The sequence below is a fragment of the Ectobacillus sp. genome (genome assembly GCF_056992975.1).
In genome coordinates this window covers 1-11,711 of record NZ_JBXKMX010000295.1, presented here as the reverse complement: position 1 = coordinate 11,711, position 11,711 = coordinate 1, and the positions used below count along the sequence as shown (strand labels likewise).

Genomic DNA, 11,711 nt, shown 5'->3' with positions numbered 1-11,711 from the left:
CATTGAAGACATTTGAACACTGCCTTGAAATGGGAGAAGAGAATTTACATCATCTTACCTTAAAGGGATTAGGCAGCTTTCAAGCTTTGTATTATAAAGGATGTTGTCTTGAAAAGCTCGGACAAATCCAGGCAGCTGCGCTGTCTTATGCAATGGCCGCAAATCTTTCAAGAACATTCGTTCCTCCTGTAGACGCTCTTCGTAAGCTGATGATAAAGCATCAAGACATTTTCGGAGAATTACCAAAAGATTTCGATGAAGAAATTCCACCCCCATCAAGTTAAGCTAATTCACCCTTCCTGTCCATCTTAATAGACAGAAAGGGTGAATTTATTTATGAAAGAGAACTAAATCTTACAAAATTTAACTTGTATTACGCAAGAGCTTTTCTCCTATGTATTGGAAACAATTATCAAGAATGAGAAGAGCAATATGCGAAAGAATGGAAGACTTCAAGCCTGTTGATAGCGCAATCGCAATAATGAACGAAAACAAATGCCGTTGCTTCATTTCTTGTTACCTTGATGGGAATGTGATGAAACTCTACTTATTAGAAGATTGGCTATCGGTTCTCCATAATAGAATTAAAAGTTATAGAAAAATAGTATACAAGCCGTGCCGTTTTTAAGGCTTGTCAATATAATGTAATTGAAACTGAAAGAAAATGAGGTGATATAATGTCTTTTCCAAATATTCCTAGTGTTACGCCAACGATTTCCCTTTCGACTAAACAGACAATTCCATTGCTTTTGGCATCCATTGCATTTGAAGAATTAGCCCTTGCCCACATCATGAATGCGGAAGCAGAAAAGATTCAATTTGTTCTCGGAACATTACCTCCTCCTAAAACTACACTTTCTCCACCAACTGTATCCATAACTAATCTTATTGATATTGATACAAGTGTTCAAAAAACTCTTCGTGATGTAATTAAGAAGGAAATGCTGTTGGAGTTCAAGTTTGAAAACGTTCTGGATTTAATCGCTTCTAGTACAGGAGGTCCAACATGTGGTTGTAGTGTTGCTATTTTAGGTGGTCCCATTGCATTAGAACCTATCTCGATTGCGTTGAACGGGTCGGTTTTCACCACTTTAGGAGGATCACTAAATTTCAGCATTTGTCCTAATTGTACAGCAAACGGTTCATTCTTCACTTTAACATTGGTTGTTCCTGGTTTACCTGCCCCTATCAATGTCGTTCTTAATATTTCTGCAGCGGACATTACAAATATTGCATGTGACGCAACAGGAGTGACCATTATTGGTATGGCAAATCTATTATCTGACGGATTTTCGGAAATGGTTGGTTTTAATATCAGAATTAATAATAATGGTACAGTTATGTTAACCTTAACCAACAATGGGGTACCTGTACTGATTGCAACAATCCCAGTACCATTGGCAAACTTAAGTTTTGGAACTTGTTGACCGCATTCAATCGGAAATAGCCTTTAATAAACTAGAAGAGACAGCATTTATTGCTGTCTTTTTTGGACAAACTATGAATGAACAAGGTGGATGCGGATGCGGAAAACGCCGCCAGTTTTGAACTACCCTTCAGGTTCTTGGGGGGCTTTTTGTGTTTCATGAAGAAATTTTAGACAATCTAGTAATTTTTTCGAAACAATAATATGTTGCTTTGCGGCTAACAAATCCAATGCCTGCTTTTTGGGACCGACCAATCGGGCGGCCACTGATGAACAATTGTAAAGTCAGGTTCAGAAAAAGGAGAATATTCCTTTTTTTCATTAAAAGATGGGAGAAATGATACTTCTGTCTTAAGTATCTTCTTTCTTAGATTGATAGATTCTTTGCTAAAATACCTGCAAATATTCTTGTTTACAATCGAAAGACTATGACCGACAAATTGAGAACCAACCCAGTTTATTTTAAGTTTTTCTGTCTTCAACAGTATCCTCCCCATATGTGAATACGATTTATTTCATTCATATATTACATAAGAAAATTGGGTAAGTTACCAAAAAATCACTTCCTCTTTGTTAGCTTCATATTATAGGAAATGATTTTAATGATTTTAAGGAGGAAAGAAATAATGGAGTTTGGAAGTCTTTCGTTGTGTATGATCGTAAAAGATGAAGAAAAGTATATAGGGAACTGCTTAAATAGTATAAAAGGAGTAGTAGATGAAATTATTATTGTCGACACAGGGTCTTCAGACCGAACTGTTGAAATCTGCAAATCATTTGGAGCAGTGGTGTACGAGTTTCCCTGGAACGGAAGTTTTTCAGCTGCCCGCAACTATGGATTGGAACGCGCAACAGGAGACTGGATAATGTGGTTGGATGCAGATGAGGAGATAGATCCTTCTGATGTATATAAGCTGCGTGATGTTTTATATTCTCATGACCATATTTTGTCTATTCACTTAGTTAATTATTATGGTGACCATATAGATCCTAATAATACGTTCGATATGGCTCACACCCGACTTTTCAAAAATCATAAAGGATTTAAATTTATGTACGCTATCCATGAAATGCTCAATGTAAAGGAGGTTCTTACCGAGTCAGAGGTTAATGAAATCAAAACAGTACCAATTAAAGTATATCATTATGGGTATTTGGATTCTGTGAATAAAAGTAAACGGAAATTTGAACGTAATCTAAGTATGCTAGAAGATTCACTCGAACAAAAAGACCAAAACCCTTGGATTCATTATCATATTGCAAGCGAATATTACCGTGTAAAACAATATGATAAGGCATTTGATTATATCAATCGTGCCATTTTAGATTTTCTAAAACAGTTCAACACACCTCCTTCTCTATTATATAGGTTAAAGTATGCTATATTAATTAGTTCGGGGAGCATTGACGGGGCATGGCCAAGTATCGAAAAAGTGACGTTGCTCTATCCAGATTATGTAGATTTACATTTTTATAAAGGGTTAATCTTATTTTTCAAGGAATGGTTCAAAGAAGCAATAGAAGTGTTTGATCATTGCCTCGAAATGGGTGAAGATAATTTACAATACCTCACCTTAAAAGGAGTTGGTAGCTTTCAAGCTTTGTATTATAAAGGATGCTGTCTCGAACAATTGGGACAGATCGAATCAGCTGCAAAATGCTATGCACAGGCTGCTAGACTATCAAGATCATTCGTTTCTCCTATAGATGCTTTGCGTAAGATGAAGATGCGCAACCAAGACCTCTTTGGACAATTAGCAGATGACTGTGATGATGAAACCCTAATTACCACAATATTACCTATAAATATATCTAAAAATAATGAGTGATAAAAAATAGGCATACAAGCCGTGCCGTTTATAAGAATTGTCAATATAATGTAATTGAAACTGAAAGAAAGTGAGGTGATATAATGTCTTTCCCAAATATTCCTAGTGTTACGCCAACTATTACCCTTAAAACAGAACAAACTATTCCATTACTTTTGGCATCCATTGCATTTGAAGAATTAGCCCTTGCCCACATCATGAATGCGGAAGCAGAAAAGATTCAATTTGTTCTCGGAACATTACCTCCTCCTAAAACTACATTCTCTCAAACAACTGTATCCATAGCTGATCTTCTTGATATTGATACAAGTGTTCAAAAAACTCTTCGTGATGTTATCAAGAAGGAAATGCTACTTCAGTTTAAATTTGACAATGTCCTTGAATTGATATCGATCACTCCATTACCTTAAAACACTTCTGTCATCTCATTTTCAAGAGCTCTTGTTATTAAGATATTATTTGCCACTATCTATTGGATGTTAAATTTGACTATCTAAAAACTTCCTACCTTCTGTTCACCACATTATGACTGATGAACAGGGGGTTTCTTTAATACCCACTGAAATATCAACAAGGGAAACTCTGTACATACCTGTATAAACTATAGTTTAAAACAGTAAGTTGATTATTTGATTCATATCAGTTGAACTAAGCAACATTTATGGGCATAAAATTTGTACTGGAAAATAATTGTATCACTTTTAGTACTGAGAAAATAAACTAAAACAGTACTAAATAAAAAATGAGGTGATACGATGTCTTTTCCAAATATACCTAATATAACACCAACTATCTCGATTACGACTTCACAAGCTATACAGTTACTTTTATCTTCCATTGCCACCGAAGAGTTGGCTCTAGCTCACATCATGAATGCGGAAGCAGAAAAGATTCAATTTGTTCTCGGAACATTACACACGCAGACCAAACTTTCTCCTCCAGTGGTGTCTGTATCCAATCTGCTCGAAATAGACAATAGTGTTCAAAAAACTCTTCAGGACGTAATCAAAAAGGAAATGTTACTGCAATTCAAGTTTGAAAATATTTTAGAGCTTATTGATCAGCAGCAGCGTAAATAGAGTTACTTAAACAAGAATAAGAATATCCCTCTATGTATCATTAAATTTCTGCTTTCGACTTCATCTCGTTAATCGTCACAAGTTTCTGGGATTATTATAACTTTGACATATTCGATATTTGAGACAAGCTCATATTTTTACAGGGCATTTGTAACAAAAAAAAAACGATGAACATAAAATAAAAAGTAAATTGAAAAAAGGAGGGTGCTATACCATGAGTATGCCAACAATACCCGCAGAGCCCCATCGCCCCGATCATAACGAAATCGTTATAGATTTATTGGAATCAATAGCATTAGAAGAAATTGCTTTATCACATCTTTTGAACGCTGAAGCTGAAAAAATGCAAGCTTTCGTTGGAAAATGCAAGGATTTTCCAACAGATCCCACCAACTGTGAAATATTCCAATTCAACAGAGAAGCAACAAGATTTGTTGAAACCGTCCTAATGAAAGAGTGGCTATTATTAAAAAAGTTTGAAAATGTATTGGACTTAATACCAAATGGTTTATGCTGTGAATGTCACTCATCAAGATAAAAAAATATTCTTTTGAGTAAAGGGGGGAAGGTGTTGTTCTATCTATTTGATGAAAAAAACTATGTATCTTCCTTAAGGTCAATCTTCCATATGGAGCGTTCTGTTTACAAGTATTTGCATTCTGTACATGATGAATTGATTGCCATTAAATATAATACGAAAAATACATGTAAAAATGATGATGCATTAATCATTAAAGCTCATATTGTTCCGATGCTACAACGTATTGCGGACTTAGAAGGGATTTTGTTCAGAAAGACTTTGTATATTGTCGAACATACTTGCCCTCATACCCAAATAGAAGCAATGCCTCGTATTTCCAAAGAGGATTTTGATGAGAGACTCCTAAAGACAAAGGATTTATTATGTGAAATAAATAATAAACTGAAACAAGTTCATCCGAACTACAAAATTATCGATGAAACAATCGGAAGTATTTTATATCTAGAAACTAGAAGAAAACAATTTTTTATGACTCCTAATCAATGGAAGGAAAATAATGACCCTTCTAAAGTGTGGTTAGTAAATAAATCTTAATGATAAAGAATTTAATAGTTGGTTACTGTTTAAGTTCCATTTATTTTTACTATCCGTTCAGGGCCCTAAGGAATTCAATAAGCTCAGATCTACTAAATCTGAGCTTTATCCTATTTCATTTTAGAGCAACTTTTTTCTCTAAAGATAATACCTAAAGACAAGCAGTAGTAATCGTTAATGCCCAACCGCCACGAATTTCCATTCCATGGCCGCCAAATTCATCAAATGCGAAAAGACTCCATGTACCATTTGGAACCTTACCAACAAATGTGCTTAATGTTGTAGGATATGGTGCTGTTTGTGGTGCAGGTGAATCTAAATTAAAGTTAGTATAGACGCTTGGTTTAAACGTACCAGAAGGAACTGGACCACTTTGTGGTATTACAGTTGCCGCATCATCGTCAATTGTAAAGGTAGCGCTTGGAGTACCTCCACTACCACTATTATTCCCTGCCTCCGCAAAGATAAGAACTGCAGTTCCGTCAGGAGCGACAACTAACAGTGTAAGATGACCTTGTGATGGTGAAGTATTATTAGGATCGAAGAAGTCATTAATAGTAACTGTCACTTTAGCAATAGAACCTTGTAACCCTGTGACATCAATCGTTGACGGGTATGGGATAGTATTGCTAAGGTCGATATTTGTAATTGATGCGTTATTGCTAAAAGAAGCTGTTGCCGGCGTACATGTTGGTAATGTTCCGATAAGATCTAGGACGTTTTCAAATTTGAATTCCAGCAGCATTTCCTTCTTGATAACATCACGAAGAGTTTTTTGAACACTTGTATCAATATCAAGAAGATCAGCTATGGATACAGTTGTTGGAGAAAATGGAGTTTTAGGAGGAGTTAATGTTCCAAGAACAAATTGAAGCTTCTCTGCTTCCGCATTCATGATGTGAGCTAGAGCTAATTCCTCAAAAGCAATGGAAGCCAAAAGCAACGGAATTGTCTGTTTAGTCGAAAGGGAAATCGTCGGCGTAACACTAGGGATATTTGGAAAAGACAAAATATTAATCTCCTTTCAAGGAAACCGTTGAGTCATCTTATTCTACACATAGGTTTCCATTTTGTATTTGTATATTATTACTTGTACATTTCTATTTATATTCAATGCGTAATTATATGTAAGGGATAAATGAATCAAGTTACTATAATTCAGTATCTGTAGGAAATATACAGAATATGTAGACATGTTGTTAAGTACTATCGTAGAGATTACTAGACCTCTTATTTTACCTCCTTTCATTTGCCTTTTTTCAAGTCATTTTAGAAAACGAAAAAAAACGTCCACACAAACGTGAGGACGCTTTACACAAGGGTGTATTCTAAAGTAATGAATGGCCGATGCCGCTCACTCTAGATAAGTTGTTACCCTACTGTTTTTTCAAGTGCTTGTTGTAGATCGTAAATAATATCGTCGATACCTTCCACACCAATGGAAAGACGAATTAAATCAGGAGTAACACCAGCAGCTTTTTGCTCTTCTTCCGTAAGCTCTGCATGCGTTGTACTTGCTGGGTGAATAACAAGCGATTTTGCATCCGCTACATTTGCAAGGAGTGAGAATAATTCAACACTATTAATAAATTTCTTTCCTGCTTCTGCTCCGCCTTTGATACCAAATGTAAAGATAGATCCTGCACCTTTTGGTAAATATTTTTTCGCTAATGCATTGTATGGGTTTCCTTCTAATTCCGGATAATTCACCCATGCAACGTTCGGATGATTACTCAAGAATTCAACTACCTTTCTCGCATTGGCAACATGTCTTTCAACGCGTAGTGACAACGATTCTAAACCTTGAAGGAAGTTAAATGCACTTTGCGGGCTTAGTGCTGCACCTGTGTTACGTAGCAATTGAACTCTAGCCTTTAATGCATATGCCGGAGCACCTAGATCTGCATAGATTAATCCATTGTAGCTTTTATCTGGTGTTGTAAAGTCAGGAAACTTACCGCTTGCTCTCCAATCAAATGTACCGCCATCAACGATAATTCCGCCAATTGTTGTTCCGTGACCACCAATGAATTTTGTTGCAGAATGAACAACAACGTCAGCACCAAATTCAATTGGGCGTGTAAGGTAAGGCGTTGCAAACGTATTGTCTATGATAAGAGGAATCTTATTTTCATGCGCAATAGTTGCTACTGCTTCGATATCTAACACGTTGATTTTCGGATTTCCGATCGTTTCTGCGTACAGTGCTTTTGTCTTATCTGTGATCGCATTTCTGAAGTTTTCTGGATCATCTGGGTCAACAAAGATTACATTGATTCCGCTTTTTCTAAGTGTTGAATGAAATAATTCATATGTACCACCGTATAACGTACTTGCCGCTACGATTTCATCCCCTGCGCTCGCAACATTTAGGATGGAATAGTAGATAGCTGCCATTCCAGATGCAGTGGCAAGTCCAGCTACGCCGCCTTCAAGCTCTGCAACTCTCTTTTCAAACACATCTTGCGTTGGGTTCATGATTCTTGAATACACGTTTCCTGGTTCTTTTAATTGGAATAAATTCGCTGCATGATCGGCATCATTAAACACATAAGAAGTCGTTTGATAAATAGGAACAGCACGTGATCCTGTAGTTGGATCCGCAACCTGACCTGCATGTACTTGTAATGTTTCAAAGCTTAATTTTCTTTCACTCATCATAATATCCCCTTTTCTAATTTAATTTGTATACAAAAAGACCTCTTTCATTAAAACTGATGAAAGAGGTCTAAAAACGCAAGATTACCCTCTCTCATCTTTCGCTTCTTACTATACAAAGCGATGGAATTAGCACCTTTTCAGAAAAATATCCCTGAAGGTTGCCGAGGTTTCATTGGGCCAGTCCCTCAACCTCTCTTGATGAGAAATAAATTCAATTTTTTTGAAAATAAAAAGCTGCCTTCCTTAAGGAAAGCAGCATAATTAACTTTAATAAGCAATGAAATTGCATTAAAATTTGCTATCGTTCCTTATCTATCCGATTTTTCAATCCGCTGGAATTGACACCACTACACTCTATAAAAATGCTGGTTGTCGGGTTTCATCGGGCCAGTCCCTCCGCCACTCTGGATAAGTTTATTCTGTTATTGATATATACTATAAACTGAAAAAATAGAAATGTCAAAATATTTTTGAAACATTGACGTTTAAATTTTCAATTATAGAATAGAAATAAAGCTTTTTATTGATGAATCAGACATTAATACCTATCAAAAAAACTATATGATACCATATAGGTAATGCAGGACGCTCGCGTAGGAGGTATTTATATTGACCGGCAATTCTCAATCTATAAGTAAAAAAGCAATTCATTTATTAAGTAAAGAAGAAGGTTACGATGTTGACTTTAAACGAGAGATGAAGGGAATTAAACCCGAAGATTTAGTAGCCTTTGCAAACTCTCCCGTTGGAGGCACGATTCTTGTTGGCGTCGATGAAGGAATAGATGCAAATGGGCAACAGCACGGTTCAATCTATGGATGTCCAATTGGCGATAAAGAAAAGCTAACGCTCCTCTCAAAAGCAGGGGAATGTCGCCCTCCTGTGGGCGTTGAAGTATTTATAGAAAATGAAAACACTGATAAACCATTTTACCGAATCGAAATTCCGAGCGGCCCCTATAAACCGTATTGTACAAACAAAGGAATCTATCAAATTCGTGGTGACGGAAGAAACAATCCGATTACACCGGAAAAACTACTAGATATGTACTTAGAGCTACAAGGCAGTGCGTTTATTGACCGTTTTAAGAACGCTACGAAAGAGTTAAATGATAATTTACAACAAACAAAAGCACAAGTAAACATCCTAAACCAAAATCTTGAGAGCATTAAAGAAAAGATAGATCAAGATATGAAAGGGATTTGGGCAGACTTAGAGGACATTAGCCATCGTGTCCACGGTCAGTTAAATGATATTTCGTCTATTGCTGAAAATGTGAGTAACCATTCAGATGATACTACTTCTGTATCACACAATACGAATGAGAAACTTGATACATTATCAAATCATATAGCTGAAGTATCCAAAGTCGTTCACACACTTCTGGATCACTTTCAAATCGAGCACCCTTCAACAAAAAAGAGAAAACACTAATTGCTGGTTATATAACCATACAGATGCTTTAGCCAAGCGTCATAATAATTGTCAATCACTATTAAAAATGTTATAATTTTCAAATATTACATATATCAGAAAGAGGTGTAGATGAATTGGAACCTAAATATTGCAAAGAAAGTAAATCTATTAAAACAAGTCGTGTTTTTCCAAATGATACGAACAATAATGATACCTTGTTTGGAGGACGCTTGATGTACATGATTGATGACGTTGCTTCTATAGCAGCTGCAAGACATTCTAGAAATTTTACGGTTACAGCATCCACAGACTCTGTTGACTTTTTAAATCCAATTACAAAAGCCGATGCGGTTTGCTTAGAAGCATATGTAACATGGACAGGCAGAACCTCTATGGAAGTATTCGTAAAAATTACTGCTGAAAACTTACTGACAGGCGAACATAAAATTGCAGCAACAAGCTTCCTTACTTTCGTTGCAATCGGAAAAGACGGAAAACCAACTGAAGTAGCAGCCGTCATTCCTGAAACGAATGAAGAAAAATTCTTGCACAAAACTGCAATAGAACGAGCTACAAGAAGAATAGAAAACAGACAGCATAGTAAAAGTTTAGCTGAATTTATAAATGGGAATATAAATATTACATTGAATAATATTTTTTAAAACATAGTTCGGAATAGACCATTTCATGATGGTCTATTTTTTTTGTTTTATTTTAACTGAAAAATTATTTTTATATAAATAGCTTACTTATATTTTTATATTAAGAAAATTTTATTTATTTATAATTATTAGTTATTTTAAATTTTATCTACATATAACAGGAATAGCATTAATTTGATTGACAAGTTTCAACTATCAGATTAGTATAGTAATATTGTTTTCAAGGAGGAATTGTATTATGTCAGCTATAAATAAACAGAAAATTGTGGAAAGTGTCCCTCAACATGGTTTTTTTGGACATCCTAAGGGACTATTTACACTCTTTTTCACAGAATTTTGGGAGAGATTTTCTTATTATGGAATGAAAGCTCTTCTTGTATACTATATGTACTATGAAGTCTCAAAAGGTGGATTAGGGATTGACCAACAGACCGCGATTGCTATTGCATCTGTATATGGCTCTCTCGTATACATGTCAGGAATTATCGGCGGCTGGTTATCTGATCGTTTATTCGGCGCATCAAAATCGGTATTTTACGGCGCCATCTTAATCATGTTTGGTCATATCGCTTTAGCAATACCTGGAAGCATGGCGATGTTCTTTGTTTCAATGGTGTTAATTGTTCTAGGTACGGGGTTATTAAAACCAAACATTTCTACAACATTAGGAGAAATGTATGATATTAAAGACGCCCGCAGAGATGCAGGATTTAGTATTTTTTACATGGCCATTAACCTTGGCGCCTTCTTCTCACCGCTCGTTGTCGGAACGGTTGGGCTAAGTTATAATTTCCATCTTGGCTTTGGAATTGCCGCTATTGGTATGTTCCTCGCATTACTAGTCTTTATTTTCACAAAAAAACAGAATCTTGGACTAGCCGGCACAGTTATTCCAAACCCGCTTTCAGCGAAGGAAAGAAAAAAAGTAATCATACAATTTGGTTCTGCTATTGTTATTCTAGCTATCTTACTTATCATCGCAATCCAAACTGGAACGTTAACGATTAAATCGTTTATTAATCTTGTCGCTATCTTAGGATTCGTGATTCCAGCTCTTTATTTCATTACAATGTATCGCAGTCCAAAAACGACAACAGAAGAGCGCTCACGCATTATCGCCTACATTCCGCTCTTTCTGGCAGCTGTCATGTTCTGGTCTATTGAAGAACAAGGTTCAACCATTCTAGCAAATTTCGCCGATACGAAAACACAATTGGATTTTGCAGGAATCCACATTTCCCCTGCCTGGTTCCAATCATTAAATCCATTGTTCATCGTAGTATTTGCTCCAGTAGTTGGATATTTATGGGTCAAACTAGGTGACAAACAACCAACCATCGCACAAAAATTCTCACTAGGATTATTATTTGCTGGTTTGTCCTACGTTGTCATTCTCGTTCCAGCCATGCTTGGAGGCACACAATCACTCGTAAACCCATTATGGCTCGTACTAAGCTATTTCATTGTCGTAATCGGAGAATTATGCCTATCACCAGTAGGACTATCCGCTACAACTAAACTAGCACCAGAAGCATTCTCAGCACAAATGATGAGCCTATGGTT

General features: G+C 36.1%; 12 protein-coding genes, 1 pseudogene and 2 riboswitches. Of the genes and pseudogenes, 11 read left to right on the top strand and 2 right to left on the bottom strand.

Annotated features, from left to right (window positions below; all coding sequences use genetic code 11):
* The 8 genes and pseudogenes from AC11ZT_RS13490 to AC11ZT_RS13455 form a co-directional block, all read left to right on the top strand.
* Positions 1–284: pseudogene (locus AC11ZT_RS13490) on the top strand (glycosyl transferase); the annotation flags it as partial.
* A 393-nt stretch (positions 285–677) separates the two neighbouring features.
* A complete protein-coding gene (locus AC11ZT_RS13485) occupies positions 678–1,427 on the top strand; it encodes an alpha-helical endospore appendage domain-containing protein (protein ID WP_484060096.1) in 750 nt (249 codons plus the stop codon).
* Positions 1,414–1,548, top strand: coding sequence for a hypothetical protein (locus AC11ZT_RS13480; RefSeq protein ID WP_484060095.1), 135 nt, complete (start codon positions 1,414–1,416; stop codon positions 1,546–1,548). The genes AC11ZT_RS13485 and AC11ZT_RS13480 overlap by 14 nt, the downstream gene beginning before the upstream one ends.
* Positions 1,549–2,052: 504 nt before the next feature.
* The gene (locus AC11ZT_RS13475) at positions 2,053–3,255 is read left to right on the top strand and encodes a glycosyltransferase (protein WP_484060094.1); all 1,203 of its coding nucleotides are present in this window, start codon (positions 2,053–2,055) and stop codon (positions 3,253–3,255) included.
* Between the two features lie 83 nt (positions 3,256–3,338).
* Positions 3,339–3,665, top strand: a complete 327-nt coding sequence (locus AC11ZT_RS13470) for an alpha-helical endospore appendage domain-containing protein (RefSeq protein ID WP_484060093.1) — start codon at positions 3,339–3,341, stop codon at positions 3,663–3,665.
* Between the two features lie 345 nt (positions 3,666–4,010).
* Positions 4,011–4,334, top strand: coding sequence for an alpha-helical endospore appendage domain-containing protein (locus tag AC11ZT_RS13465; protein WP_484060092.1), 324 nt, complete (start codon positions 4,011–4,013; stop codon positions 4,332–4,334).
* Positions 4,335–4,548: 214 nt separating this feature from the next.
* Positions 4,549–4,872, top strand: coding sequence for an alpha-helical endospore appendage domain-containing protein (locus AC11ZT_RS13460; RefSeq protein WP_484060091.1), 324 nt, complete (start codon positions 4,549–4,551; stop codon positions 4,870–4,872).
* Positions 4,873–4,905: 33 nt separating this feature from the next.
* Positions 4,906–5,409 (top strand): hypothetical protein, encoded by a 504-nt coding sequence (locus tag AC11ZT_RS13455; protein WP_484060090.1) that lies wholly within the window; start codon positions 4,906–4,908, stop codon positions 5,407–5,409.
* A 151-nt stretch (positions 5,410–5,560) separates the two neighbouring features.
* Here the strand turns inward: AC11ZT_RS13455 and AC11ZT_RS13450 are convergent, their stop codons facing one another.
* Positions 5,561–6,418, bottom strand: a complete 858-nt coding sequence (locus AC11ZT_RS13450; RefSeq protein ID WP_484060089.1) for an alpha-helical endospore appendage domain-containing protein — start codon at positions 6,416–6,418, stop codon at positions 5,561–5,563.
* A 362-nt stretch (positions 6,419–6,780) separates the two neighbouring features.
* Entirely contained in the window at positions 6,781–8,070 is a 1,290-nt protein-coding gene (locus tag AC11ZT_RS13445) for a homocysteine synthase (RefSeq protein ID WP_484060088.1), read from the bottom strand.
* An 88-nt stretch (positions 8,071–8,158) separates the two neighbouring features.
* A riboswitch (SAM riboswitch) is annotated at positions 8,159–8,275 on the bottom strand.
* A 100-nt stretch (positions 8,276–8,375) separates the two neighbouring features.
* A riboswitch (SAM riboswitch) is annotated at positions 8,376–8,485 on the bottom strand.
* A 194-nt stretch (positions 8,486–8,679) separates the two neighbouring features.
* Between AC11ZT_RS13445 and AC11ZT_RS13440 the strand changes: the two genes are divergently transcribed.
* From AC11ZT_RS13440 to AC11ZT_RS13430, 3 genes are all read left to right on the top strand, one after another.
* Positions 8,680–9,504 carry an AlbA family DNA-binding domain-containing protein gene (locus AC11ZT_RS13440; protein WP_484060087.1) on the top strand — a complete coding sequence of 275 codons (825 nt, stop codon included), beginning with the start codon at positions 8,680–8,682 and terminating at the stop codon, positions 9,502–9,504.
* A 116-nt stretch (positions 9,505–9,620) separates the two neighbouring features.
* Positions 9,621–10,148 carry an acyl-CoA thioesterase gene (locus AC11ZT_RS13435; protein WP_484060086.1) on the top strand — a complete coding sequence of 176 codons (528 nt, stop codon included), beginning with the start codon at positions 9,621–9,623 and terminating at the stop codon, positions 10,146–10,148.
* 238 nt (positions 10,149–10,386) lie between these two features.
* On the top strand, positions 10,387–11,711 hold a 1,325-nt coding region (locus AC11ZT_RS13430; RefSeq protein WP_484060085.1), incomplete at its 3' end, for a peptide MFS transporter.